Here is a 26448-nt window from a genome sequence, read left to right on the forward strand (position 1 = left end):
AGCCGGAGAAAGTATCGGCAACTAAAAATGGTTGCAGGCGTTCACAGTATCTACGTTTCCTTAGCTGTCTGCGATCCGGTAGCGCGGGCAGGCGCATCGCGCCGCCCCCGGGAGCAAGCGCACAGAAAGTGGCAGAACTTCCCGAAGGCGCTTCTGCGTATCTGACCGGGCTATGCATCGTGAGCCGCCTGCGATCCCGCCGCGCCGCCGGGAAGTAACCGGTTACTGGAGCCCGGTTTTCTGCTTCATCACCGTCATCACCCCAACCTTATCGCCCAGATACTGGCTCAGCCCGTTGGCGCGGAGGTTACAGGCGGCGCACTGCCCGCAGCCGTCGCCTTTAATGCCGTTATAGCAGGTGAGGGTTTCATGGCGCACCAGGTCGAGCTGGCCCCAGTAATCGGCCAGGGCCCACGTTTCGGCTTTGTTAAGCCACATTAGCGGCGTCTCAAAGCGAATATCTTTCGCCATACCGAGGCTGACGGCATGGTGCAGCGCTTTCACGAACTCGTCGCGGCAGTCCGGGTAGCCCGAAAAGTCGGTCTCGCAAACGCCGGTGATAATAGCTTCCGCCTTCACCTGATACGCGTAAATGGCCGTCAGGGTTAAAAACAGAATGTTGCGCCCGGGTACGAAGGTATTCGGAATGCCGCTGGCGTCCGGTTCATAATCCGGAACCGGAATGCTATCGCGGGTCAGGCTGCTGACCGCCAGTTCGTTAAGCAGGGTGACATCAAGGACTTTATGGGCCACGGCCCCCAGCTTTAGCGCCAGTTCGCGAGCAACGTCAATCTCCGCGCGATGACGTTGGCCATAATCAAAAGTGACGCAATGCACTTCATCATACTGTTGCAGAGCCTGCACCAGGCAGGTCGTCGAATCTTGTCCTCCGCTGAAGACAACTACGGCGCGTTTCATGGTAATTCCTGACAATCGAAGTGAGGCGCATATGGTAGCGCCTGATGAACGTGACCACCAGCCCCGTCACGGCGTAGAGGCCGGTAGCCAGGCGCTGGCGAAATCAAACCAGCCGCGCGCGTTCAGCCGTAGTCCGTTGACCCCCGGCGGCGCGCTGATGCGATAATTATAATTGAACAGCGGCGTCATGATGGCATCGTCCATCAGACTGTTAAAGACGTTGCGCAACGCTTCGCTACGGCTGCGTTCGTCCGGTAAGGCCTGAACGGCATCCAGCGTCGCCTGGAGATGCGCATATTGCGCCCCGGTCAGCAAATTAGGCCACAGCACGTCGCAGCGTAGCCACTGCTCCAGCGCATAGACCGGCGCTTCGCCAATCAGGCGGTCGCCCATCATCAGGTCCGCCTGTGCAAACTGCTGGCAGCCATCCCAGTTTTTCGCATCATGGAAAATAATCGTCAGCTCACAGCCCAGCTCCGCCAGCCGTTGACGAAGCCGATCCGCCATAGCGTGTAGCTCTACGGGGAGGTGATAGAGCAGCGTAAGCCGTTCGGGCAGAGGGGTATCATGATTTTCAGGCCACTGCGGAATAGACCAGCCCGGCAATACTTCGTTGCTGGGCGCGATCAGATCCTCATCCAGCGGCAGGGTTTCTAACAAGGTGGAGCGATGAATCAGCGAGACCAGCCTTTGCGCCTGCGCTTTGTTAAGACGAGGGCTCTGGCGCAGCGTCAGATAGCAAAAGCCGAGGCTAATACTGTTGCTGACCTGACGTAGCCTGGTCAGCTCGTCAGGATCGCCAATGGTTATCTGTACCGGATGACGACAGCTGGTTCCCAGATCCTGCTCGAACAACTGCGGCGTGATCCAGTATTCCACGGCCTGCAGCAGCGGGTGAGTGAGATGATAGCGCTGATGGTTTTCCAGCCGCACCAGGTCCGGAGTAAATCGCTTCAGGCGAAACGGTCCGCTGCCGATCGCCGGATCGTCAGGATGCGCCAGCACGCTGCAGTAGCTGGCAAGGCGGAACGGCAGCCAGTAATCGGCACGATGCAGGGTGATAGTCAGACACTGGGAGTGGGTGACGCTAATCTCGCTGATACTGGCGAACAGCGTGCGCAGCGCGGGCAGCTGCAGCAGCATCAGGAGCCGCTGCTGCAGCTGTGAGGTTTTAATCGGATCGCCGTTGTGCCAGAACAGGGTAGAACGAATATAAAAGTGCCAGCGCAGGCCGTCAGGCGACACCTCCCAGTGATGGGCTAAATCGCCTATCGGACAGGTACTCTGCGCATCAAATCGGGTCAGACCGGAAAATATCTCCCCGGCCAGGTGCTGCTCCGCGCGTCCCGGCATAAAACCCGGGCGCAGCGGCTCCAGCGGACGGTAGTAAGGAATACGCAGGGTCGGCGTATTGTTCTGCCATTGGCCGCCGAGAAAGGGGGAAAGCAGCGCTTTAAGCTCCACCGGCGCCAGCTGGGCCAGTTCGAGGGCATTTTGCTGCTGCCCTTTATTCAGCGCCTGCTCCATCATCTCATTGCGCAGCGCTTCCGGCGCTTTATAAAACTGGAGTAGCCCGCGCTTTCCGCGACCGGAGCTGGCCTGCCAGCTTAGCCAGCCTGACTCTTGCGCCTGGCGCAGCAGGGTTCGAATGTGGCGTTCGCTGCAAAAGCAGCGTTCGGCCAGCTCGCCGACGGTTACCTGCTGCGGCTCTCCGGCGGAGGGCTGCCAGAGTCGCTGGTACTGATGCAGACGGTTTAATAGCCTCATCGCTGTGTAATCCTGCGTAGATTGGTAAACCCGGAACAATAAAATTTATCTATTCACTATTACTTCCGTATATCTCAGGCAATACTGCAACACAAGCAAAATCCACCACGATTTGGGGAGCAGAAGATGGCAAGACTGGCTGCATTCGATATGGACGGTACGCTACTGATGCCGGACCATCGTCTGGGAGAAAAAACGCTTTCGACGCTCAAACGTCTGCGCGATCGCGATATCACCCTGACTTTCGCCACCGGTCGTCATGCTCTGGAAATGCGCCACGTTATCGGCGAGTTCTCTCTGGATGCGTTTTTAATCACCGGCAACGGGACGCGCATTCACTCTCTGGAAGGTGAGGAGCTGTATCGCCGCGATCTGGCTCCCGATGTGGCGGAAGAGGTGCTGCACAGCGCCTGGGAAACCACGGCCAGTATGCATTTCTTTAACGACGGCGGCTGGTACACCGGGCAGGCGATCCCGGAATTACTGAAAGCGCACGTCTTTAGCGGTTTTCGTTATCAGCTGTACGATCCAAAGCGAATACCGGCGCATCAGGTCACTAAAATCTGCTTCTGCGGCGATCATGACGATTTGCGGCGGCTAAGGCTTCAACTGAGTGAAGCGCTGGGCGGCCGAGCGGATCTCTGTTTTTCGGCGATGGATTGCCTTGAAGTGTTGCCTGGCGGCTGTAACAAAGGCGCGGCGCTGGCGGTATTAAGCCAGCATCTGGGGCTGACGATGCAGGATTGTATGGCGTTCGGTGACGCCATGAACGACCTGGAAATGCTCGGCAGCGTCGGGCGCGGCGTGATTATGGGCAATGCGATGAATCAGCTGAAAGCGGAACTCCCACATCTACCGGTTATTGGCGACTGCCGTCATCAGGCCGTCTCCCACTTTTTGACTCATTGGCTGGATAATCCCGATCTTCCTTATTCCCCCGAATAAAGAGACCCTGCCAGCAAGCCAGATATCCTGTGATATCTGGCTTCTTTTATTTTGCCTGCAGCATGTCGGCGATTTGTGCCTGCCATGAGGAGATATCGCCAATATTGGCCGCTACCCACTGCGGGTTGTAGTAGGTTTCCAGATAACGTTCACCGCTGTCGCACAGCAGCGTGACGAGAGAGCCGGTGCGCCCCTCTTCGCGCATCCGCACGGCCAGCTGCAGTACGCCCCACATGTTGGTGCCGGTGGAGGCGCCGACCTTACGTCCGAGCAGCGTTTCCAGCCATAGCGCGGTGGCGACGCTGGCGGCATCCGGTACCCGCAGCATCTCATCGACCACGTCGGGAATAAACGACGGTTCGACGCGCGGGCGGCCGATGCCCTCAATTTTACTGCCGACCGGGCTGCGCAGGCTGGCGTCGCGGCTCTGCCAGTAGTCCATAAACACCGAGTTTTGTGGGTCAACCACCAGCAGCTGCGTATCGTAGCCCTGACTACGAATGTAGCGTCCGATGGTGGCAGAGGTGCCTCCGGTGCCCGCGCTCATCACGATATACGACGGCTGCGGATGCGGCTCGTGGTTCATCTGACGGAAGATACTGTCGGCGATATTATTGTTTCCCCGCCAGTCGGTCGCCCGTTCGGCATAGGTAAACTGATCCATATAATGGCCGTTCAGCTCGCGGGCCAGGGTTTCGGAGGCGGCATAGATTTCGCAGGCGCTATCGACGAAGTGGCAGCGGCCGCCGTAGAACTCAATTTGTTCAATTTTACGTTTTGCCGTACAGGAAGGCATCACGGCGATAAACGGCAGGCCTAAGAGACGGGCGAAGTAGGCTTCAGAGACGGCGGTCGAACCGGAAGAGGATTCGATAATCGTTGTCCCTTCTTTAATCCAGCCGTTGCACAGACCATAGAGAAACAGCGAGCGGGCCAGGCGGTGCTTCAGGCTACCGGTTGGATGGGTGCTTTCATCCTTCAGGTAGAGCTCGATCCCCGGGAACCCCGGAAGCGCCAGACGAATAAGGTGCGTGTCGGCGGAACGCTGATAATCGGCATTAATTTCACTAATCGCGTGTTTAACCCAGGCGCTGTTCATCTTAAATTCCTGTTTGTCATTTTGTGCCCAGCTTAGCGGAAATCGAAGGAAAAATTGTTGCCATTTAGCCTTTCAATTACAATGAATGGAGTAAATTTTTCTCCCAAGGTGCCCTATGTTAGATAAAATTGACCGTAAGCTGCTTTCTTTACTGCAAACCGACTGCACCCTCTCTTTGCAGGCGCTGGCCGATGCCGTTAATCTGACCACCACGCCCTGCTGGAAGCGCCTGAAGCGGCTGGAAGATGAAGGTATTCTGCGTGGGCGCGTCGCGCTGCTGGATGCGGAAAAGGTCGGGCTTGGGCTGACGGCGTTTGTGCTGATTAAGACTCAGCATCACAGTAGCGACTGGTATTGCCGCTTCGTCAGCGAAGTCACGCAGATGGCGGAGGTTCTCGGTTTCTGGCGTATGGCGGGGGAGTATGACTACCTGCTGCGGGTCCAGGTGGCGGATATGAAGAACTACGATGATTTTTATAAACGCCTGGTAAACAGCGTGCCGGGGCTCTCGGATGTGACTTCGAGTTTTGCCATGGAACAGATAAAATACACCACTGCCTTGCCGATTGATTAACGGCATCAGCCGCTACGAATTACACACTCAGGATTTAACTGCTTGCGATTATTTGCCCAACTTAGCTGGTATTTCCGCCGGGAGTGGCGTCGTTACCTCGGCGCTATTGCTCTGCTGATCGTCATTGCCATTCTGCAACTGGTGCCGCCAAAGGTGGTGGGTATCGTGGTTGACGGCGTAACAAAACAACATTACACCGCGGAAAAGGTGTGGATGTGGATCGGCCTGCTGGTCGTTATTGCGGTGATGGTCTATCTGCTGCGCTACGTCTGGCGCGTATTGCTTTTCGGCGCCTCTTATCAGCTGGCCGTCGAACTGCGCGAGGATTTCTATCGCCAGCTCAGCCGCCAGCATCCGGCCTTTTACCTGCGCCACCGTACCGGCGATCTGATCGCTCGCGCCACCAACGATGTGGATCGGGTGGTGTTCGCCGCCGGCGAGGGGGTATTAACCCTGGTTGACTCGCTGGTCATGGGCTGCGCGGTGCTGATTGTCATGTCGACGCAAATCAGCTGGCAGTTAACCCTGCTGGCGCTGCTGCCCATGCCGCTGATGGCGCTGGCGATTAAGCGTAACGGCGATGCATTACACGAACGCTTTCGCGTCGCGCAGGCGGCCTTCTCCAGCCTCAACGACCGCACCCAGGAGAGCCTGACCAGCATCCGCATGATCAAAGCCTTTGGTCTCGAAGACCGACAGTCGGCGCTGTTTGCCGCCGACGCCGCGGATACCGGGGCGAAAAACATGCGCGTGGCGCGTATCGACGCCCGCTTTGACCCGACGATTTATATCGCTATCGGGACCGCTAACCTGCTGGCCATCGGCGGCGGCAGCTGGATGGTGATCCAGGGCAGCCTGACTCTGGGTCAGCTCACCAGCTTTGTGATGTACCTCGGCCTGATGATCTGGCCAATGCTGGCGCTGGCGTGGATGTTTAACATCGTGGAGCGCGGTAGCGCGGCCTATGCGCGCATTCGCACCATGCTGGAGGAGGCGCCGGTGGTGAACGACGGCAGCGAGCCGACGCCGGAAGGGCGCGGTACGCTTAGCGTCGCCGTGCGCGAGTTTATCTACCCGCAGGCGAACAAGGTCTCGCTGGAAAAGGTCAACTTTACGCTCCAGCCCGGGCAGATGCTGGGGATTTGCGGGCCGACCGGCTCCGGCAAGAGCACCATTCTGGCGCTGATTCAGCGCCACTTTGACGTGACTGAAGGCGATATCCGCTTCCACGACGTTCCCCTGACCCGGCTACAGCTGGATAGCTGGCGCGCCCGGCTGGCGGTCGTCAATCAGACACCGTTCCTGTTCTCCGATACCGTCGCCAGCAACATTGCCCTCGGTAAACCGGACGCCACGCAGGAGCAAATCGAGCACGTTGCGCGGCTTGCCAGCGTGCATGAGGATATCCTGCGCCTGCCGCAGGGGTATAACACCGAAGTCGGCGAGCGCGGCGTGATGCTTTCCGGTGGGCAAAAACAGCGTATTTCCATCGCCCGCGCGCTGCTGCTGGAGGCGGAGATCCTGATCCTTGATGATGCGCTGTCGGCGGTGGACGGCAGAACGGAGCACCAGATTTTGCATAACCTGCGGCAGTGGGGAGAGGGGCGGACGGTGATCATTAGCGCCCATCGCCTGTCGGCGTTGACCGAGGCCAGCGAAATTCTGGTGATGCAGCACGGGCATATTTCCCAGCGCGGTCGCCATGAGGCGCTGGCGGCGCAGCCGGGCTGGTATCGGGATATGTACCGTTATCAGCAGCTGGAAGCGGCGCTGGATGATGTCCCGCAGGAAGATAAGGAGGTCGCCGGTGCGTAGTTTCACTGAACTCTGGCCGACCTTAAAGCGCCTGCTGGCCTACGGCTCCCCGTGGCGTAAACCGCTGATGATAGCGGTTGCCATGATGTGGGTTGCGGCGGTGGCGGAAGTCAGCGGCCCGCTGCTGATCAGCTACTTTATCGACAATATGGTGGCGAAGCACTCGCTGCCGTTGAAGCTGGTCTGCGGTCTCGCCGTGGCCTATATCGGCCTGCAACTTCTTGCCGCTGGCCTGCATTATTGCCAGGCGCTGCTGTTTAATCGCGCGGCGGTCGGCGTGGTGCAGCAGCTGCGCAGCGATGTGATGGACGCCGCGCTGCGTCAGCCGCTCAGCGAGTTTGATACGCAGCCGGTCGGGCAGCTCATCTCGCGGGTTACCAACGATACCGAAGTGATTCGCGATCTCTACGTGACCGTGGTGGCGACCGTGCTACGAAGCGCCGCTTTGATTGGCGCGATGCTGGTGGCGATGTTCAGCCTTGACTGGCGGATGGCGCTGGTGGCTATCGCTATTTTCCCGGCGGTGCTGATCGTGATGATGATTTATCAGCGCTACAGCACGCCCATCGTCAGGCGGGTTCGCGCCTGGCTGGCGGACATCAACGACGGTTTTAATGAAGTGATTAACGGCATGGGCGTCATCCAGCAGTTCCGCCAGCAGGCGCGGTTCGGCGAGCGGATGCGCGAGGCCAGCTACGCCCACTATCTGGCGCGTATGCAAACCCTGCGTCTTGATGGCTTCCTGCTGCGCCCACTGCTGAGCCTGTTCTCTTCATTAATTCTCTGCGGCCTGCTGATGCTGTTTGGTTTCAGCAGCAGCGGAACGATCGAAGTCGGGGTGCTATACGCCTTTATTAGCTATCTTGGGCGACTGAACGAGCCGCTGATCGAGCTGACCACCCAGCAGTCAATGCTGCAGCAGGCGGTCGTGGCGGGCGAGCGCGTCTTCGAGCTCATGGACAAACCGCGTCAGGCGTGGGGTGAAGATAGCGAGCCGCTGCGCAGCGGGGCGATGAGTATCGATCATGTCTCTTTTGCCTACCGCGACGATAGCCTGGTGTTGCAGGATATTAATCTCGATATCCCGTCCCGCAGCTTTGTGGCGCTGGTTGGTCATACCGGGAGCGGTAAAAGCACCCTGGCCAGCCTGATGATGGGCTACTACCCGTTAACCCAGGGAGAGATTCGCATCGACGGTCGTCCGCTTTCTTCCTTAAGCCACAGCGCGCTGCGTCAGGGGATTGCAATGGTGCAGCAGGATCCGGTGGTGCTGGCTGACACCTTCTATGCCAACGTCACCCTCGGTCGCGACATCAGCGAAGAGCAGGTGTGGGAAGCGCTGGAAGCGGTACAGCTGGCGGCGCTGGCCCGTGAAATGGAAAACGGTATTTATACGCTGCTGGGCGAGCAGGGGAATAATCTCTCCGTTGGCCAGAAACAGCTGCTGGCGCTGGCGCGGGTGCTGGTCGATACGCCGCAGGTGCTGATTCTTGATGAGGCGACGGCCAATATCGATTCCGGTACCGAGCAGGCGATTCAGCAGGCTCTGGCTCGGGTGCGCGAGCACACCACGCTGGTGGTGATTGCGCACCGCTTATCGACCATCGTCGAGGCCGATACGATCCTGGTACTGCACCGCGGTCAGGCCGTTGAGCGCGGAAGTCACCAGCAGCTGCTGGCGGCCAGAGGCCGCTACTGGCAGATGTATCAGCTGCAGCTGGCTGGCGAAGAGCTGGCGGCCAGCGCGCAGGAAGAGTCGCTTATCGCCTGATGCACCATAAACAGGCAGCGGCGCCGCCGCGGCCTGAGGTGGTGCAAAATCGTCACAAGCTGCGCACTGAAATGGTGCAGTTTCAGGCAAAAGAGGCATTTTGCCGCTTCGTTTCCGCCGAATTATTCTCCTTCCTCCTCAAAAAGGGCCGCCTGGCGGTCCTTTTTCATTTCTGGCATAGCCCTTGCTTTATTAGAGACGTGTTAGCTGCGGCCATTACCGAATTCTGACTGGAGGGGACTTATGAAGCTGGTTACCGTGGTAATCAAACCATTCAAACTGGAAGACGTGCGTGAAGCATTATCTTCAATGGGTATTCAGGGCCTGACGGTCACTGAAGTTAAAGGGTTCGGCCGTCAGAAAGGCCACGCGGAGCTCTATCGCGGCGCGGAATATAGCGTCAATTTTCTGCCGAAAGTGAAGATTGACGTCGCGATTGCCGACGATCAGCTGGACGAAGTCGTCGATGTCATCAGTAAAGCGGCTTACACCGGAAAGATTGGCGACGGCAAAATCTTTGTCGCCGAGCTGCAGCGTGTGATTCGCATCCGTACCGGCGAATCAGACGAAGCGGCACTGTAACTTTCAGACCACACAGTGATGGGGAACGAAACAATGAAGATAGCAACAATGAAAACAGGTCTGGGAGCGTTGGCTCTTCTTCCGGGGCTGGCGATGGCCGCACCGGCGGTCGCGGACAAAGCCGACAACGCTTTTATGATGATTTGCACCGCGCTGGTGCTGTTTATGACGATTCCGGGCATCGCGCTGTTCTACGGCGGGCTGATCCGCGGTAAAAACGTTCTCTCCATGCTGACGCAGGTCATCGTGACGTTTGCGCTGGTCTGCGTACTGTGGGTGGTTTATGGCTACACGCTGGCCTTCGGCGCTGGCGGCAGCTTCTTCGGCAACTTCGACTGGGTACTGCTGAAAAATATTGAACTGAAAGCGCTGATGGGGAGCTTCTATCAGTACATCCACGTTGCTTTCCAGGGCTCCTTTGCCTGTATTACCGTTGGCCTGATCGTCGGTGCGCTGGCGGAACGTATTCGCTTCTCGGCGGTACTGATATTCGTTGTGGTATGGATGACGCTCTCTTATGTGCCGATTGCGCACATGGTATGGGGCGGCGGTCTGTTGGCTACGCACGGCGCGCTTGATTTCGCCGGCGGTACGGTTGTTCACATCAACGCCGCGGTCGCGGGGCTGGTGGGCGCCTACATGATGGGCAAACGCGTCGGCTTTGGTAAAGAAGCGTTCAAACCGCATAACCTGCCGATGGTTTTCACCGGTACCGCCATCCTCTACGTTGGCTGGTTTGGCTTTAACGCCGGTTCAGCAAGCGCGGCGAACGAAATTGCCGGTCTGGCGTTCGTTAACACCGTGGTTGCAACGGCGGCGGCTATCCTGGCATGGACCTTCGGCGAGTGGGCAACCCGCGGCAAGCCGTCACTGCTGGGCGCCTGTTCAGGGGCGATTGCCGGTCTGGTCGGCATCACTCCGGCCTGTGGCTATATTGGCGTCGGCGGCTCGCTGATTGTGGGTATCGCTGCGGGCCTTGCGGGTCTGTGGGGCGTCACCGTTCTGAAACGCTGGCTGCGCGTTGATGACCCGTGCGATGTGTTTGGCGTCCACGGCGTCTGCGGTATCGTAGGTTGCATCCTGACCGGTATCTTCGCCGCGACTTCTCTGGGCGGTGTGGGCTACGCGGAAGGCGTCACCATGGGCCATCAGGTTCTGGTACAGCTGGAAAGCATCGGTATCACCATCGTCTGGTCCGGCGTCGTCGCCTTTATCGGTTACAAGGTTGCCGATATGACCGTTGGCCTGCGCGTACCGGAAGATCAAGAGCGTGAAGGGCTGGACGTAAACAGCCACGGCGAAAACGCCTACAACGCCTGATAAAACGAGTTATCTCCTGAAGCTGCAGAGCCTCCCCTCGGGGAGGCTCTGCTTTTTTATGCGTTGCGATTACGCATGACGCCTTCCTGCACCGTGGAAGCCACCAGCGTACCGTCCTGAGTGTAGAACTCGCCGCGGACAAAACCGCGCGCGCTGGAGGCGGAGGTGCTCTCAACGCTGTACAGCAGCCAGTCGTTGATGTTGAACGGGCGGTGGAACCACATTGAGTGATCGATGGTGGCAACCTGCATGCCCGGCTCCAGAAAACCGACGCCGTGAGGCTGCAGGGCAACGGGCAGGAAGTTAAAATCCGAAGCGTAGCCCAGCAGAGACTGATGGGTGCGGAGATCTTCCGGCACTGCGCCGTTGGCGCGGATCCAGACCTGACGCGTTGGTTCTGCAACGTGTCCTTTCAGAGGGTTATGGAATTCGACCGGGCGAATCTCCAGCGGTTTATCGCAGAGAAATTTCTCTTTGACCTGCGGCGGCAGCAGGTGGGCCAGCTTGCGGGCAATATCCGTTTCGGAGGGAAGCGCGTCCGGAGCGGGTGCCGCTGGCATAGTTTTCTGATGTTCATAGCCGGGTTCTGGCGCCTGGAAAGAGGCGGTCATATAGAAAATGGGCTTCCCGTTTTGAATCGCCGCCACCCGGCGGGCGCTGAAGCTATTGCCATCGCGCAGGACTTCAACATCATAGATGATAGGTTTCAGGCTATCGCCGGGACGCAAGAAGTAGCTGTGAAACGAGTGAATCAGGCGTTCTGAGGGCACCGTCTCTTTTGCCGCATACAGCGCCTGACCCACTACCTGGCCGCCAAAGACCTGTCGCAATCCCAGATCTTCGCTCTGTCCGCGGAACAATCCCTCTTCAATTTTTTCCAGATTTAACAATGCCAGCAAATGGGTTAGTGCCTGACTCATAGTTATCCTCAATCAATGATGACTGCCTGGCGCAGCGCGTTATTGAGGCAAAGTATAACCTGGAATCGCAAGTGGTCCGATGGGTTCAATAATCTGAATATGGGCTCTTTTCCAGGAAGAGATCTGAGATCTGTGCCACACTTATTCACGATACTAATGTCCTGTCCCCGATTGTGGCTGGATGTACTCCTGTTAAAGAAGGGATGAAAAGGAGAAAAGAATGAAATTTGCCTATATGTTAAGTGCTTTAGCCGTAGCGGCTACGCTGTCTGCCTGTGCGAACAACCACAACAGCAATGCAGCGAACCAGGCGGCGCCCGATCCTTATGGCATTGCCTCACTAAGCTCCTCGCAGCAGCAGCCTAACGTATCCGGGACCATCAATATTCGACAGCGCGTGGCGTTACCGCCGGACGCGGTATTGACCGTAACCCTGTCGGATGCGTCTCTGGCCGATGCGCCAGCGCACGTGCTGTCGCAAAAAGCGGTAAGGACCGAAGGGAAGCAGGCGCCGTTTAACTTTGTCCTGCCCTATAACCAGGCGCAAATTCAGCCTAATGCCCGCATTCTTCTCAGCGCGGCGATTACCGTTAACGGTCAGCTGATGTTTATTACTGATACCGTGCAGACGGTGATTAACCAGGGCGGTAACCGGGCCGATCTGGTGCTGGTGCCGGTTCAGCAAACGGCGGTGCCGGTGGCGAACAACAGCGCTCCTGCTGCCCAGTAACTCCCCACCATGCCCCTTTACAGGGGCATTTTTTTGCCTTCAATAAATCCAGCGGTAGTGCTGCAGATCAATATGTCCGTTGCCTGAAACCTGGACGCCCTCCGCCAGTAGCGCCTGGCGTTGGCGCTGCAGATCTGGTCCGGTAAGGGAGATATCGCCGTGGCGGTTGACGACCCGATGCCAGGGGAGAGTCGATCCTTCCGGCAGGCGCTTTAATACTCCGCCCACCTGGCGAGCCGCTCGCGGTGAACCCGCCAGCTGAGCAATGTCGCCGTAGGTGGCAACGTATCCCTCTGGAATCGAGGCGACTATCTGCCAGACCCGCTGTGGAAAAGTATCGTGAGAATCCATAGTACGTCCTGTTGCCGGAAAAGGCTCAGGATAAGCGTTGTATGACGGGCTGTACAGATAGCGGGTCAGGCCGATTTAACGACGGTAAATTCCAGCGCCAGACCCAGCACCTGCATGCCATGAACATTTTCATTCGCCGTATTGCTCAGCAGTGTTTCAAGAAACTTCAGGCGTTTTGACTGGGCGTTAATCACCAGCTTTGCGCGCATTGCCGGAAGCTTAAGCGTTGATATCGGATACACCACGCGACCGCTGACGTCGATGGGGAGTTTCCGTAATTCAATGTGCTGAAGGACGCCGACGGTAGAGTAGAGCAGCGCGACCGGGGTAACGGCGAGCAGCTGATTATTGCTAATCGTCACAAAATCGAGGATGACCTCCGGACGCAGAAAGTTTAAACCGCGGAAGGAAACGGTCACTTCGGCGATGGCCGGCATCGCCAGGGTAGTGATTAAACGCGGTGATTCGCTCATGCCTATACCATTGAGACAGTGCGTTGATTAAAAAAGACGGTAGATAAGCCTCATTATGGCCGCTGGCGAGGATTTCCGCTGAGAGTGTGCTCGCAATCTCATCAGGGGATCGGGGCCATTTTACGCTGAGAAGCCGCTGTAGACGCGACTTTGCGCAATAAACCAGCACCCAATCGCCGGCGGCTTGCAATTCAGGGGTTCAGCAGGGATAATGCGCCAGCGCGTTAGGTAACTAGCGCTCTCAATGGGGGCTCTGTTGGTTCTCCCGCAACGCTACTCTGTTTACCAGGTCAGGTCCGGAAGGAAGCAGCCAGAGCAGACGACGTGTGTGCCGGGATGTAGCTGGCAGGGCCCCCACCCATTTCAGGGTACCCTCTCGCTATTCGCATTCATTCCATGGTTTCCCTCAGCCTTCATATTTAATATCCACAAATATATTGTGAGTATTTTTGGTTTCTAAACCCTCTATTTTTTATGCTAAAAATTCACTACGTCATAAATTTGAAATTTAACTGAAATATTATTGTCATCTTTATGTCATATATAACGTGCAGATTATTCATGGGAAAATGTTGTTTGATATAAGCTAAAAATATATCTCTGGATCAGCATGTTAACTTCGTGTATTAATTATATGATGATTTTATTTCACGGGAAGCGTGACTATGACCACTGTGGTTCTGAACGTAAAAATTGATGGCGAGTTAAAAGAAAAGCTGCGTCAGTATGCGGAAGAAAATAACGAAAATTTAGGAACAGCTACGGAGAAACTGCTGCTGCTGGCCTTTCAGGTAGCGGAATCAGCAGACGAGGCGGGGGTTTCGGAAGAAGATATCGATAGCCAGCATACCGAAGAGGAAGCGTCTCCATTAACCCCTAAAGAAATCAAAGCATTACGTAAAATTCTGAAGAAGAAAAAATGAAACAACAACTCTCTACAGCCAGCAACTATAGCGAAGCCTGCGATATGCTGCGTTCCGGATACGTTAAGCACGTACGCCTGAACTGGAATATCGGTAGCGATGAGTTCTTTCGCATTGCCTCCGACTGGTGTGACACAGGGGCAAAAATAAAAAAAGATGAAGACGGCTTTATTATTTCTCTGAAAGGGTTTCCGATCCCGCGTCAGCATTAATGAAACTATTGCAATTTTGTCATCGGGCTGACACGTCAGAAAGACAAAATTGAAGCGCAATTTTATAAAAACATCTCATATGCGTCATGGATGATGGTTTTTGACGGGCTGACTCCAGCCCGTCGATATTTTCTTAAATGATTTTCCTCAGGCGGAAGCTCTCTTTCTGCTCAGTCAGACTATGCCACAACGGCTGTAATGTCGTAAACGCGCTGCGCAGTTCGTCATCCGAAAGGGTAAAGGGTAAACGCAAATAGCGATCAAACGCGCCGGCCAGGCCAAAGCGAGTTCCCGTCCCGATGTGAATCCCCCGGCTTTCAGCGCGAACGGAAAAGAGCGTCGCCAGCATTCCCGGTAATTCCACCCAAAAAGAGAGTCCTCCTTCCGGCGGCGTGAAGTGCCAGTGGGGAAAATATTCCGCCATCAGCGCGCCGCACATATCCCGGCGAGTCGCCAGCATGGCGCGCCGTGACGGTAGCAGCCTGTTCTCATTCTCAAGCAACCAGCAGCAGGCCAGCTGTTCCAGCAGCGGGGAGCCGAGATCGAGAGAGTCGCGGGCCTGAACCAGCGAAGCAATGGTTCGCGAAGATGCGCGGATCCAACCTATGCGCAGGCCGCCCCAGAAGCTTTTTCCCGCTGAACCGATGGTTATCACCGGGGCATCAGGATTAAATGCCGCTAAAGGCGGCGGCGGCGGGGCGTCATACCATAAATCCACCATTGTTTCATCTGCCACCAGCGTGGTGCGGGTTTGTGCGGCGATGTCCGCTACCCGCTGGCGCGTTGCGCTATCCATACAGCGGCCGGTGGGATTATGAAAATCCGGCATCAGCCAGGCCAGACGCGGAGCCGTTTGGGCAATCGTTGCCGCCAGACCATCGCAATCCCATCCCTGCTGCGGTAACGCCACGCTAACCGGACGACATGATGCGCCCTGTATCGCGCTAAGCGCCATGGGGTAAGTTGGCGCATCCACCACCACCCGATCGCCGGGCCCGGTGAATAAACGCAGTACCAGCGCAAAGCCGCTAAGGGCCCCGTTGACGATCATCACTTCATCGCTGCGGGTTGGCAGCCCGCGTTCGCTATAGCGGCGGGCGATGGCTTCGCGCAGAAGCGGGAGCCCTTGTTGATCGTAACCGGTGTTGGATAAATGTTCAGGCATGATCTTTAAGGCCTGGCTGTAGGCCTGATGGATCTCGGGGCCGGCGCTAAGGGCGGCAACGGCCAGATTCACCGATAGCGGGTCCGTTTGTTTGGCCGCCGCCTCTACCGGACGCTCCGGCAAGGCGATCCGCGAACCGCTTCCCTGACGGCTGTAGAGATAACCTTCTTCCCGAAGCTGACCGAGCGCGCTGGCAACCGTGGTGCGGCTGATATTCAGGGCAGCCGCCAGTTCACGTTCCCCAGGCAGTCGCGTTTCCAGCGCCAGGCGGCCATCGAGGATGAGCAGGCGCAGCGCTTCTGCAAGCTGACGCCAGATAGGCGTGCGAGAAGTGGACTCCTGCCAGTGACCGAGCAGCCGTACCAGCGATTGTGCACCAAAGCGACGAGATAACATAGCAATCCACTTTTTAAAAACTGGCCATTAATTATCAATCCATTTTTACTGATGATAAGGGAAATCGCAATTGTCCTGAGGTGAAAAATGGTACGTCGCTTGCTGCAACTTTACATTGGTCTGGTCCTGTACGGCGTGTCGACCGCGTTATTTGTGCATGCCAATCTGGGGGCCGATCCGTGGGATGTTTTTCATCTGGGGATCGGTAAGCAGTTTAATCTGGATTTTGGTACGGTCATGATCCTGACGGGAGCGGCAGTGCTGCTGCTGTGGATCCCGCTACGGCAAATGCCGGGGCTGGGTACGGTGAGCAACGTGATTGTGCTGGGGCTGGCGGCAAACGCGACCTTAGCCGTGCTGCCGCCGTTGGATTCGCTGGTGGCGCGTAGCCTGCTGCTGGCGGGCGCTATCGTACTGAATGCGCTGGCGACGGGGATGTATATTGGCGCGGGCTTTGGTCCCGGGCCGCGCGATGGGCTGATGACCGGTCTGCATGCTCGTACGGGGTGGTCGCTGCGCGGTATCCGCACCGCGATTGAAGTTTCGGTCCTGCTGATTGGCTGGATGATGGGCGGCAAGTTTGGCGTGGGAACCGTACTCTATGCGTTAACTATCGGCCCGCTAATCCAGCTGTGTCTGCCGTGGTTTCATCAGCCAGCCGCGCGGAAGGCTCTGGCGAAACCCGGTGAGGCTATCTCCTGATTTTACGCTGCCATCAGACCTGGAGACTAAACTTATCAATTCAGATACGGCCGGATTCTCCGGCCGTACTGTTCACTTCGGAGAGCAGACTCATGAAGTACGTTGATGGTTTTGTCGTTGCCGTACCGGCGGAAAATAAGGAGGCATACCGCGAGATGGCAGCAAAGGCCGCGCCATTATTTAAAGAGTTTGGCGCACTCCGCGTGGTCGAGTGCTGGGCGGATGATGTCCCGGATGGCAAGCTGACCGATTTTCGCCTGGCGGTGAAAGCGGAGGAGAGTGAAGAGGTGGTGTTCAGCTGGATTGAGTATCCCTCTAAAGAGGTTCGCGATGCCGCGAATGCCAAAATGATGGCCGACCCGCGGATGAAAGAGTTTGGCGAATCGATGCCCTTTGATGGAAAACGAATGATATACGGCGGCTTTGCCCCGCTTCTGGATGAGTAATTCATCTTTGCCATCCCCATAGCTTTTGGGGATGGCGATAGACGCGCTACAGATGACTCCAGCCATGCAGCAGCATATAAAAACCCACCACCATAATCAGGATGCCGGAAATCCACGGCGCTTTGCGCGAGAGATCGTTCAGCCCGGGCCAGCGGTTTGCCACGTGCTTCAGGCTGAGGGCGGCAATTGCGCCGGAAGCCACCAGGGTGATCGCCAGCCCAACGCTAAACCCCAGTACCAGGGTTGCCCCCAGCGAGAACTTTTTCAACTGCAGGCAAATGAGCAGTACGGTAATGGATGCCGGGCAGGGAATGAGTCCCCCGGTCAGTCCGAACAAGACGATCTGCCCGGTGGTGACCCGCTGGCCGTTAAAGCGGCGATTGATCGCTTGCGCATGCGCGCGCTGATGGGCGTCCTGCCAGTCATCGGCGGCAACCCGCGAAGGTTGGTGAGCGTGAGGATGATGTTGATGCGCAAGGTGGCGATCGTGATGATGTTCATGTTCATGTTCATGTTCATGTTCATGTTCATGGGTATGGTCATGGGTATGGGCATGGGTATGGGTATGTGAACGCGATTCGCGCCAGGTACGCGCCAGCATCCAGCAGGCAATTAGTACGATAAGGCCCCCTGAGATCAGCTGAAACCAGGGTTCCGACGTTTGCGCATTCCAGCCGCGGCCGAGCCACAGACCTGCCATGGCCACCAGCCAGACCACCGCCGTATGCGATACCGTCGCCGCCAGCCCCAGCAGCACCGCCTGCTTTAATGTTCCGCGCACCGCCACGATAAATGCCGCCATCATGGTTTTTGAGTGCCCGGGCTCAAGGCCGTGCAGCGCGCCCAGCAGAATCGCGCTGGGAATAAATAGCCAGGCGTTGCCCTGCTGCAGGAGTGAAGCGAAATCGTTCATAACGTGATCCCTAACTAAAAAGTGCTTGTATGCTACTCCCCCCCAGTACATAAATACTACCCCCCAGTAGAAAAATACTCCGGGGGAGTAGGGCATGTTATGCTGTTCTGATTGCATACAAGGGTCGTTAGTGGAAACGATCGATTAATCAAATAGTGGATCGCGAAATGTCACATACCGTTCGTCACAAGAAGATGTTATTGACCCGATTGAAGAAAATTCAGGGGCAAAGCGCCGCGCTGGAAAAAATGCTTAACCGCGAGCATGAATGCGCAGAGGTTCTACAGCAGCTGGCTGCCATTCGCGGTGCGGTAAACGGCATGATGATGCAGGTTATCCAGGGGCATTTAACGGATCATGTCGTGAAGGAGCCGGAAGAAGGTCAGCGTGAGGCTGACCTTGATGTGGTGATGCAGGTGATAAAATCCTATCTGAAATAGGCTCAGTCATCATGTGTTCCGGACGGTGATGAATACGCCTTGAGGTTATTCTCGGCCCACAGAATAAATTTCTCTTTTGGCAGCGCCTTACTATAAAGCCAGCCCTGTGCATACAGCACGCCATGCATGCGCAGCCAGTCGCGTTGGCTTTCGGTTTCGACGCCTTCTGCGACGGTCGCCAGATTGAGCGCTTTCGCCATTTCAATGATGTGCGGCGTCAGCGATTCACACTCCAGCGTATCGACAAATGCTTTATCGATTTTTAGGGTATCAACGTCCAGCTTTTGTAAATAGCTCAGGCTGGAATAGCCGGTGCCGAAGTCATCGATGGAGATACGGTGTCCTGCCTGACGATAGCCGGCGATGACTGGCAGAGTGGTTTGCGGGTCGACAAAACCGCGCTCGGTGATTTCCAGAATGATCTGCTGAGCGCTGATGCCCCAGCGCTGAAGCTGATCTTGTAACAGCATCGGCAGCCTTGGCGAACGCAAATCATCAACCGACAGGTTTATCGAGATGTGTATCTCCGGGCGCTGCCGCAGCCAGGTACCGAGATCGGTAAATATTTTCCGTACAATATCTTCGGTTAAGCGGGTAATCAGCCCGGTTTGTTCGGCAAGCGGAATAAAAATATCCGGCGATAAGAAACTGCCATCGGGTTGCCTCCAGCGAGCAAGCGCCTCCGCGCCGACGATCTTTCCACTCTGCAGCGAAATAATGGGCTGGTAATAAACCTGGATGGCATGAGAATTCAGCGCGTCCAGCATCCCATTACGCGGTGAGCGCAGCCTTCGCAGCAGGCGAAGCAGCAGAAATGAGGCCAGAAGGCTGGTGAACAGACCAATCGGCAGCCACAGCATCAGCTGCTGATGTAGCTTTTTCTGCAGCGGCACCGTCGAGGACCAGGTGGCAATGGCCAGCCCCAGCTCCGGGAGACGATGAAGACGATAAACGGTGCTATCGAGGGTTAGGGTCCTGGCATACTGATGCTTAATTCTCTCCCAGACGGCAGCGTTGAGCGGTTTACTGCTAATGATGATTTGATTGCGCTGCGTGCCGAACAAGAGCGTGTGAATCTGTTCATGGCCTAATGGAATGACATCGATAAACGACTCGGGATCGATCATCACCACGTGATGCTCGCTGCCCATGGCCGTCATTTTATGTTTCAGACCCAGATCGTTAACTGAGGTAAGCCAGGTACGATAGCCATCGGCCGTGATGTGGTCGGGAGCAGGAAAGGTAACCGAAACCTGATGATCTTCGAGGGAAGAGCACTGCGGAATACCCTCATGTAACCACAGCACTTCCTGAACGTAGCGATGGGTATAGGCGATCCGTCGCATCGTGAGCAAATGCTGCGGACTGCAGGTGGTAGCCGCATGCGCATCAGCTTCGTTCAGCGCCTCTCTTGCCTGATCGGCAACCTGCTGAACGCGGGCCAGTACGCGGACGGAAAAGTTGTCCAGTTCGCTATAAAATTGCTCTTTGGCCTGCTGCATTGCCAGCCAGATGCTCAGCGCGACCGGCAGGATAATGGCCAGTATCAATACCCCTGTAACCAGACTCACCTGATGCCGGGTCGTCATGAGTATTTCCTTATTTTATTGAGGGGTTCGATGAGTATACGCGAAAGATAAAAGAGGGTTCAGCACGGGGTAGAAAAAGGCCCGAACCGCAAGATAGCAACGAATTCGGGCTAACAGTGGATGAACCGCGACGCCCAAGGCCTGGAGCGTCGCGGAGAAAAACGAGGGCTGGTATGCTGGCAATAAGCGTTGTCAGCACAGATTCATATTCTAAAGCGCAATCATGACAGTCATATGTTGCGTTTAATGGGCGTCCGGCGCAGCGATGTCAGCGCTAATCCGCTGGTCGTTTTCGTCGAAGACCATGCAGTAGCGATCGTCAAACGCGACCCTTATCTTCTGCCATGGACGGAAATGAACGTCGCCGGGCAGCAGAATTTTGACGTTATCGTGGCCGTAGCACTGGCCGAACAGATAGGTGTTGTTACCCAGTCTCTCCACGACTTCACATTGAAACTCAACTACGGTACCGATATTCACATCAGTTGAGAGATGTTCAGGGCGAATACCGAGGGTAACGGCAGCGCCGGGCTGCAGCGGCGATGTGGTGATATTGAGCGTCAGATTATGATCTTGCGCCATCTTCACGCTAAGCTGGCCCGGCTGCCATGCGGTGACCGTCGCGGGCAGGAAGTTCATTTTCGGCGAACCGATAAATCCCGCAACGAACTTATTGACCGGGTTGTAATACAGCGACATCGGCGAACCCATCTGCTCAACTTTGCCGTAGTTCATTACCACGATTTTATCGGCCAGCGTCATCGCTTCAACCTGATCGTGGGTGACATAAACCATGGTGGTTTTGAGTTCATGATGCAGTTTAGCAATATGCAGGCGCATCTCAACGCGCAGCTCGGCATCCAGGTTGGAGAGGGGTTCATCAAACATAAACACCCGTGGATTACGCACGATGGCGCGACCGATCGCCACGCGCTGGCGCTGGCCGCCGGAAAGCTGCTTAGGTTTGCGATCCAGCAGATGAGAGAGCTGCAGCGTTTTCGCCACCATTTCAACCTGGCGGCGAATTTCATCTTTTGGCACTTTATTCACCTTCAGGCCATAGCCCATATTTTCCGCTACCGTCATATGCGGGTAGAGCGCATAGGACTGGAATACCATGGCGACGCCGCGATGGGCAGGAACGACATCATTCATCACCTCATCGCCAATAAGCACTTCACCTTCGCTCACCTCTTCGAGACCGGCAATCATTCGCAGTAGCGTCGATTTGCCGCAGCCTGACGGACCGACGAAAACCGCAAACTCGCCATCTTCAATATCAAGATTTACCTGATGCAGCGTCACTGTACTGCCGAACCGTTTGGTGACATTCCTCAGTCGTATATTGGACATCAACATTCCCCGGGTTAGTAGCCGTTTTTGCCGTTGGGATTTGGGCTGTGATGCGTTATTTGTATAACGTGTAACAATTCAGCCGGGCGATGCTCAACGACACTAAAATCATGCAGTGACTATAACTTCCAGAGTTTTAGCGCCCTATATCGATGTTTCATTTCTGCAATCACGATCACACAACTGGCAGCTTTCAGTAGTTTTGTCAGCATTCAAAGCGTACCGTATAACAAATCAGGAATAACGGCATATTTGTTTATGAATCACCGTTTATCAGTTAACTGAAAGATTCTCGGAAGTCACATCGCCCAATAAAAACCATTAAATTGTTATACCTTCACATGAGGTTGATAATGAAAAAGAACACTCTTGCTGCACTGATCCTTACTACTCTGGCTGCCGGGCAGCTGGTTAGCCTGCAGGCGCACGCGGCCGGACAGCTCAACGTCTGGGAAGACATCAAAAAATCCGACGGCATTAAGGCCGCGGTAAGCGATTTTGAAAAGCAGTTCAACGTTAAGGTGAACGTGCAGGAAATGCCGTACGCCCAGCAACTGGAAAAGCTGCGCCTTGATGGCCCGGCGGGCATTGGCCCGGACGTGCTGGTGATCCCTAATGACCAGCTAGGCGGTGCGGTCGTCCAGGGACTGCTGTCTCCCCTGACGCTGGACCAGGCGAAGCAGGAGGCCTTTACGCCGGCATCAATCAACGCGTTCCATATGGATAACGTGCTTTACGGCGTACCGAAAGCGGTGGAAACCCTGGTGTTGATTTACAACAAAGACCTGATCGATAAGCCGCTGGATAGCCTGCAGGCCTGGTTCGACTATTCGAAGCAGCAGCGCGAAGAGGGTAAGTACGGCCTGCTGGCGAAGTTTGACCAGATCTATTACAGCTGGGGCGCTATTGGCCCAATGGGCGGCTATATCTTTGGCAAAAACGATAAAGGGGGCTTCAACCCGCAGGATGTCGGCCTGAATAAGCCAGGCGCGGTGGAAGCGGTGACTTTCCTGAAAAAATTCTACACCGACAAGGTATTCCCGGCGGGGATCCTCGGCGATAACGGGCTGAACGCCATCGACTCGCTGTTCACCGAGAAGAAAGCGGCTGCGGTGATTAACGGCCCGTGGGCCTTCCAGCCGTATGAAGCGGCAGGCATTCATTATGGCGTCGCGCCTTTGCCGACGCTGCCGGATGGCAAACCGATGAGCTCCTTCCTCGGCGTGAAGGGCTATGTCGTCTCGACGTGGAGTAAAGATAAAGCGCTGGCGCAGCAGTTTATCGAGTTCATCAACCAGCCGCAGTACGTGAAAGCGCGTTATGTCGCCACCGGAGAAATCCCGCCGCTGAAGGCCATGATTGACGATCCGCTGATTAAGAATGACGAAAAGGCCAGCGCGGTGGCGGTGCAGTCAGCGCGGGCGACGGCGATGCCCGGGATCCCGGAAATGGGAGAGGTATGGGGCCCGGCGAACGCCGCGCTCGAGCTTAGCCTGACCGGTAAACAGGAGCCGAAGGCGGCGCTCGATAACGCTGAAAAGCAGATCAAGATGCAGATCGAAGCCATGCAGGCCAGCAATCAATAATTCGGTGATGTAACAGAACGGGAGGGCCGTCCTCCCGTTTTCAGAAGGAGTCGTGTGTGATTATCAATCCCAGCGAAAATATTGCCGAAGCGCGCGGCGCAGGACGCCATGCGTGGTGCGGCCTGTTGCTGGCTATCGTGCCGGGTTTTGGGCAGTTTTATCACCGCCAGTGGCTGAAGGGGATTGTCTTCCTGGTGCTGCTGAGCAGTTTTATGAGCATTTTCTATGACTTTCTCAGCGAAGGCCTGTGGGGGTTATATACCTTAGGCGAGGAAGTCCCGCGGGATAATTCTATTTTCCTGCTGGCGGAAGGGATAATCAGCGTACTGATTATCGCATTCGGTTTGTTGGTCTATTTCCTCTCGCTGCGCGATGCCTGGGTTAACGGCAAAAAGCGCGATGAAGGCATGGCGCTGAATAGCGTACGCAAGCAGTATCAGATGCTGCTCAGCGAGGGTTTCCCGTATCTGATGATCACGCCCGGCTTCATACTGCTGGTGTTTGTGGTCATCTTCCCGATCCTGTTTGGTTTTGCTATCGCCTTTACTAACTACAACCTTTATCACACGCCGCCGGCGAAGCTGGTGGATTGGGTGGGATTCAAAAACTTCATCAATATCTTCACATTATCCATCTGGCGCTCGACCTTCTTTGACGTACTGCAGTGGACGGTGGTGTGGACGCTGCTGGCGACGACCCTGCAATGTACCGTCGGCGTGCTGCTGGCGATTCTGGTCAACCAGAAAGATCTGCGCTTTAAGCCGTTGATCCGCACAATTTTCATTCTGCCGTGGGCGGTGCCGGGCTTCGTGACGATTCTGGTTTTTGCCGGCATGTTCAATGATTCATTCGGGGTGATTAACAACGCCATTTTGTCCTTCTTTGGCATCACGCCGAAGGCCTGGCTGACCGACCCGTTCTGGACTAAAACGGCGCTGATCATGATGCAAACCTGGCTGGGCTTTCCGTTTGTTTTCGCCATGACCACCGGCGTCCTGCAGGCGATCCCGGACGATCTGTATGAAGCGGCCACCATGGATGGCGCCAGCGCGTTTACCCGCCTGCGGACCATTACTCTGCCGCTGGTGCTCTACTCCATTGCGCCGATCATCATCACTCAGTACACCTTCAATTTTAACAACTTCAATATCATCTACCTGTTCAATAACGGCGGACCGGCGGTAGCCGGGTCGAATGCCGGCGGTACGGATATTCTGGTGTCGTGGATCTACAAATTAACGATGTCGTCTTCGCAATACGCCATCGCGGCCACCATCACGATTCTGCTGTCGATTTTTGTCGTCGGCCTGGCGTTGTGGCAGTTCCGCGCCACGAAATCCTTCAAAAACGACGACATGGCGTAAGGGAAGCAACATGGCTAAATCACCGAGTATTAAACGCGAAAAGTGGATTCGCCTGTCTCTCACCTGGCTGGTGGTCCTCTTCGTATCGACGATCATTATATATCCGCTGGTCTGGACGGTAGGGGCGTCTCTGAACGCCGGGAACAGTCTGCTGAGTACGTCGATTATTCCTGAAAACCTGTCGTTCCAGCATTACGCGGATCTGTTTAACGGCAATGTGAATTATCTCACCTGGTACTGGAACTCGATGAAAATCAGCTTCATGACCATGGTGTTGACCTTAATCAGCGTGAGCTTCACGGCCTATGCGTTCTCCCGGTTTCGTTTCAAAGGGCGGCAGAACGGGCTGATGCTGTTTCTGCTGCTGCAGATGATCCCGCAGTTCTCGGCGCTGATTGCGATCTTTGTTCTCTCTCAGCTGCTGGGGTTGATCAACAGCCATCTGGCGCTGGTGCTGATCTACGTTGGCGGCATGATCCCGATGAATACCTGGCTCATGAAGGGGTATCTGGACGCGATCCCCAAAGATCTGGATGAATCCGCGCGGATGGATGGCGCCAGCAGCTTCCGCATCTTTATCGAAATCATTATGCCGCTGTCGAAGCCGATTCTGGCGGTGGTGGCACTGTTTTCATTTACCGGCCCGCTGGGGGATTTCATCCTCTCCAGCACCATTTTGCGTACCCCGGATAAATACACGCTGCCGATTGGCCTGTATAACCTGGTGGCGCAGAAAATGGGCGCCAGCTATACCACCTACGCGGCGGGCGCGGTGCTGATTGCCGTCCCGGTGGCAATTCTCTATCTGGCGCTACAAAAATACTTTGTTTCCGGCCTCACCTCAGGCAGTACAAAAGGATAACCCCATGAAAAGATTAACACCCGCGTGGCTTGCTGTTTCTCTGGCATGCTGTTTTTCCGCCGGTACGCTGGCGGCAGATGCGCTGCAAACGAAGGCGTTTAGCAATATGCCCGCTGATTTTATTAAAGGCGCGGATATCTCCACGCTGCTGGATGCGGAAAAGCACGGCGCGAAGTTCTTTAACCACAACAATCAGCCGCAGGATCCGATCGCGATTCTGAAGGCCGACGGCGTGAACTATGTTCGCCTGCGCCTGTGGGTGGATCCAAAAGACGCCCAGGGTCAGCGCTACGGCGGCGGCGATAACGATCTGGCGGCGACGCTGGCGCTGGCGAAGCGCGCAAAAGCGCAGGGTATGAAGCTGCTGCTTGATTTTCACTACAGCGATTTCTGGACCGATCCGGGCAAGCAGTTCAAGCCGAAGGCCTGGGAGAAAATGGATTATCCGCAGCTGAAAACCACGATCCACGACTACACCCGCGACACGATTGCCCGCTTTAAGCAGGAGGGGGTGCTGCCGGATATGGTCCAGATCGGCAACGAGATCAACGGCGGTATGCTGTGGCCGGAGGGCAAAAGCTGGGGGCAGGGCGGCGGCGAGTTCGATCGCCTGGCGGGGCTGCTTAACGCCGCCATTGACGGCCTGAAGGAAAACCTCACCGGCGGCGAGCAGATTAAAATTATGCTTCATCTGGCCGAAGGCACGAAAAACGACACCTTCCGCTGGTGGTTTGATGAAATCAGCAAGCGCAACGTGCCTTACGACATCATTGGTCTGTCGATGTACACCTACTGGAATGGTCCGATTAGCGCGCTGAAAGCCAATATGGACGATATCAGCAAGCGCTATAACAAAGACGTGATAGTGGTGGAAGCCGCTTACGCCTATACCCTGGAAAACTGCGACAACGCCGAAAATAGTTTCCAGGCGAAAGAGGAAAAGGATGGCGGTTATCCTGCCACCGTACAGGGGCAATATAATTATATTCACGACTTAATGCAGGCCGTTGCGGACGTACCGGACCACCGCGGTAAAGGTATTTTTTATTGGGAGCCGACGTGGATTGCCGTACCGGGAAATACCTGGGCGACGCCTGCCGGAATGAAATATATCCATGATGAATGGAAAGAGGGGAATGCCCGGGAAAATCAGGCGCTGTTTGATTGCCAGGGAAAAGCATTGCCGTCGATGAAGGTATTCAATTAATTATTCAGCTTTACACTTCAGGATG

27 protein-coding genes and 1 other RNA gene are annotated in these 26448 nt (G+C 55.8%); 18 read left to right on the forward strand and 10 right to left on the reverse strand.

The features are described 5' to 3' along the window. Positions 1–222: 222 nt before the first annotated feature. Complete coding sequence (gene queC, locus SIK97_RS01035) at positions 223–918, reverse strand: 7-cyano-7-deazaguanine synthase QueC (RefSeq protein WP_014228183.1); 696 nt, start codon at positions 916–918, stop codon at positions 223–225. Between the two features lie 66 nt (positions 919–984). Beyond that, on the reverse strand, positions 985–2685 hold the full coding sequence (locus tag SIK97_RS01040; RefSeq protein WP_057173772.1) for an SgrR family transcriptional regulator: 1701 nt from the start codon (positions 2683–2685) through the stop codon (positions 985–987). A gap of 126 nt (positions 2686–2811) precedes the next feature. Between SIK97_RS01040 and cof the strand changes: the two genes are divergently transcribed. Beyond that, a complete protein-coding gene (cof, locus tag SIK97_RS01045; RefSeq protein ID WP_025107162.1) occupies positions 2812–3630 on the forward strand; it encodes an HMP-PP phosphatase in 819 nt (272 codons plus the stop codon). Positions 3631–3676: 46 nt separating this feature from the next. Here the strand turns inward: cof and SIK97_RS01050 are convergent, their stop codons facing one another. Beyond that, positions 3677–4729, reverse strand: a complete 1053-nt coding sequence (locus SIK97_RS01050; RefSeq protein ID WP_057173773.1) for a PLP-dependent cysteine synthase family protein — start codon at positions 4727–4729, stop codon at positions 3677–3679. Positions 4730–4844: 115 nt separating this feature from the next. Between SIK97_RS01050 and SIK97_RS01055 the strand changes: the two genes are divergently transcribed. Genes SIK97_RS01055 through amtB form a run of 6 tightly spaced genes read left to right on the forward strand, consistent with a single transcriptional unit; the run spans position 4845 to position 10791 of the window. Further along, positions 4845–5303: an Lrp/AsnC family transcriptional regulator gene (locus SIK97_RS01055; protein ID WP_004135994.1), complete on the forward strand. Its 459-nt coding sequence runs from the start codon at positions 4845–4847 to the stop codon at positions 5301–5303. 42 nt (positions 5304–5345) lie between these two features. Then, positions 5346–7118, forward strand: a complete 1773-nt coding sequence (locus SIK97_RS01060; RefSeq protein ID WP_025107160.1) for a SmdA family multidrug ABC transporter permease/ATP-binding protein — start codon at positions 5346–5348, stop codon at positions 7116–7118. Then, positions 7111–8889, forward strand: coding sequence for a SmdB family multidrug efflux ABC transporter permease/ATP-binding protein (locus SIK97_RS01065; protein WP_025107159.1), 1779 nt, complete (start codon positions 7111–7113; stop codon positions 8887–8889). Before SIK97_RS01060 ends, SIK97_RS01065 begins: the two co-directional genes overlap by 8 nt. After that, positions 8889–9119: a hypothetical protein gene (locus SIK97_RS01070; protein ID WP_004848281.1), complete on the forward strand. Its 231-nt coding sequence runs from the start codon at positions 8889–8891 to the stop codon at positions 9117–9119. Before SIK97_RS01065 ends, SIK97_RS01070 begins: the two co-directional genes overlap by 1 nt. Before the next feature lie 13 nt (positions 9120–9132). Continuing rightward, the gene (gene glnK, locus SIK97_RS01075) at positions 9133–9471 is read left to right on the forward strand and encodes a P-II family nitrogen regulator (RefSeq protein ID WP_004099573.1); all 339 of its coding nucleotides are present in this window, start codon (positions 9133–9135) and stop codon (positions 9469–9471) included. Between the two features lie 33 nt (positions 9472–9504). After that, positions 9505–10791 (forward strand): ammonium transporter AmtB, encoded by a 1287-nt coding sequence (amtB, locus tag SIK97_RS01080; RefSeq protein WP_004848284.1) that lies wholly within the window; start codon positions 9505–9507, stop codon positions 10789–10791. Between the two features lie 56 nt (positions 10792–10847). Here the strand turns inward: amtB and tesB are convergent, their stop codons facing one another. Continuing rightward, complete coding sequence (gene tesB / locus SIK97_RS01085; protein WP_004848287.1) at positions 10848–11711, reverse strand: acyl-CoA thioesterase II; 864 nt, start codon at positions 11709–11711, stop codon at positions 10848–10850. A 220-nt stretch (positions 11712–11931) separates the two neighbouring features. Between tesB and SIK97_RS01090 the strand changes: the two genes are divergently transcribed. Continuing rightward, on the forward strand, positions 11932–12441 hold the full coding sequence (locus SIK97_RS01090; protein WP_004848288.1) for a YbaY family lipoprotein: 510 nt from the start codon (positions 11932–11934) through the stop codon (positions 12439–12441). Between the two features lie 39 nt (positions 12442–12480). On the opposite strand, the gene SIK97_RS01095 is transcribed toward SIK97_RS01090, so the two are convergent. Beyond that, on the reverse strand, positions 12481–12792 hold the full coding sequence (locus tag SIK97_RS01095) for an MGMT family protein (protein ID WP_057173774.1): 312 nt from the start codon (positions 12790–12792) through the stop codon (positions 12481–12483). Between the two features lie 65 nt (positions 12793–12857). Next, positions 12858–13265 (reverse strand): hypothetical protein, encoded by a 408-nt coding sequence (locus tag SIK97_RS01100; protein WP_014228191.1) that lies wholly within the window; start codon positions 13263–13265, stop codon positions 12858–12860. 254 nt (positions 13266–13519) lie between these two features. Here SIK97_RS01100 and ffs point away from each other — a divergent pair. The 3 genes from ffs (at position 13520) to SIK97_RS01115 (ending at position 14400) form a co-directional block, all read left to right on the forward strand. Then, positions 13520–13616, forward strand: an RNA gene (gene ffs, locus SIK97_RS01105) — signal recognition particle sRNA small type. Positions 13617–13930: 314 nt separating this feature from the next. Next, complete coding sequence (locus tag SIK97_RS01110; protein WP_004848294.1) at positions 13931–14188, forward strand: hypothetical protein; 258 nt, start codon at positions 13931–13933, stop codon at positions 14186–14188. Beyond that, positions 14185–14400 carry a hypothetical protein gene (locus SIK97_RS01115; RefSeq protein WP_004129860.1) on the forward strand — a complete coding sequence of 72 codons (216 nt, stop codon included), beginning with the start codon at positions 14185–14187 and terminating at the stop codon, positions 14398–14400. The genes SIK97_RS01110 and SIK97_RS01115 overlap by 4 nt, the downstream gene beginning before the upstream one ends. Positions 14401–14533: 133 nt before the next feature. Here the strand turns inward: SIK97_RS01115 and SIK97_RS01120 are convergent, their stop codons facing one another. Continuing rightward, positions 14534–15961, reverse strand: a complete 1428-nt coding sequence (locus tag SIK97_RS01120; protein WP_032748270.1) for a PLP-dependent aminotransferase family protein — start codon at positions 15959–15961, stop codon at positions 14534–14536. Between the two features lie 87 nt (positions 15962–16048). On the opposite strand from SIK97_RS01120, the gene SIK97_RS01125 reads away from it, so the two are divergent. Both SIK97_RS01125 and SIK97_RS01130 read left to right on the forward strand, forming a co-directional pair. After that, positions 16049–16663, forward strand: coding sequence for a YczE/YyaS/YitT family protein (locus SIK97_RS01125; protein WP_014228193.1), 615 nt, complete (start codon positions 16049–16051; stop codon positions 16661–16663). A 92-nt stretch (positions 16664–16755) separates the two neighbouring features. Further along, positions 16756–17109: a DUF1428 domain-containing protein gene (locus SIK97_RS01130; RefSeq protein ID WP_004848301.1), complete on the forward strand. Its 354-nt coding sequence runs from the start codon at positions 16756–16758 to the stop codon at positions 17107–17109. Between the two features lie 46 nt (positions 17110–17155). On the opposite strand, the gene SIK97_RS01135 is transcribed toward SIK97_RS01130, so the two are convergent. Further along, complete coding sequence (locus tag SIK97_RS01135; RefSeq protein WP_057173775.1) at positions 17156–18022, reverse strand: nickel/cobalt efflux protein RcnA; 867 nt, start codon at positions 18020–18022, stop codon at positions 17156–17158. A 167-nt stretch (positions 18023–18189) separates the two neighbouring features. Here SIK97_RS01135 and SIK97_RS01140 point away from each other — a divergent pair, with 167 nt between their 5' ends. Further along, positions 18190–18462 carry a metal-sensing transcriptional repressor gene (locus tag SIK97_RS01140; RefSeq protein ID WP_004129869.1) on the forward strand — a complete coding sequence of 91 codons (273 nt, stop codon included), beginning with the start codon at positions 18190–18192 and terminating at the stop codon, positions 18460–18462. 2 nt (positions 18463–18464) lie between these two features. Here the strand turns inward: SIK97_RS01140 and SIK97_RS01145 are convergent, their stop codons facing one another. Then, entirely contained in the window at positions 18465–20051 is a 1587-nt protein-coding gene (locus SIK97_RS01145) for an EAL domain-containing protein (protein ID WP_025107153.1), read from the reverse strand. A gap of 243 nt (positions 20052–20294) precedes the next feature. Continuing rightward, a complete protein-coding gene (locus SIK97_RS01150) occupies positions 20295–21404 on the reverse strand; it encodes an ABC transporter ATP-binding protein (RefSeq protein WP_004848307.1) in 1110 nt (369 codons plus the stop codon). Positions 21405–21757: 353 nt separating this feature from the next. On the opposite strand from SIK97_RS01150, the gene SIK97_RS01155 reads away from it, so the two are divergent. Genes SIK97_RS01155 through SIK97_RS01170 form a run of 4 tightly spaced genes read left to right on the forward strand, consistent with a single transcriptional unit; the run spans position 21758 to position 26423 of the window. Continuing rightward, a complete protein-coding gene (locus tag SIK97_RS01155; protein WP_057173776.1) occupies positions 21758–22990 on the forward strand; it encodes a maltodextrin ABC transporter substrate-binding protein in 1233 nt (410 codons plus the stop codon). 56 nt (positions 22991–23046) lie between these two features. Beyond that, positions 23047–24354: a carbohydrate ABC transporter permease gene (locus tag SIK97_RS01160; protein WP_057173777.1), complete on the forward strand. Its 1308-nt coding sequence runs from the start codon at positions 23047–23049 to the stop codon at positions 24352–24354. A gap of 10 nt (positions 24355–24364) precedes the next feature. Beyond that, the gene (locus SIK97_RS01165; protein ID WP_014837601.1) at positions 24365–25216 is read left to right on the forward strand and encodes a sugar ABC transporter permease; all 852 of its coding nucleotides are present in this window, start codon (positions 24365–24367) and stop codon (positions 25214–25216) included. 4 nt (positions 25217–25220) lie between these two features. After that, positions 25221–26423 (forward strand): arabinogalactan endo-beta-1,4-galactanase, encoded by a 1203-nt coding sequence (locus SIK97_RS01170; RefSeq protein ID WP_032694156.1) that lies wholly within the window; start codon positions 25221–25223, stop codon positions 26421–26423. Positions 26424–26448: the final 25 nt, after the last annotated feature.

The sequence above is a fragment of the Klebsiella sp. JN_Kp126 genome (assembly GCF_033843325.1).
Lineage (GTDB): Bacteria > Pseudomonadota > Gammaproteobacteria > Enterobacterales > Enterobacteriaceae > Klebsiella > Klebsiella michiganensis.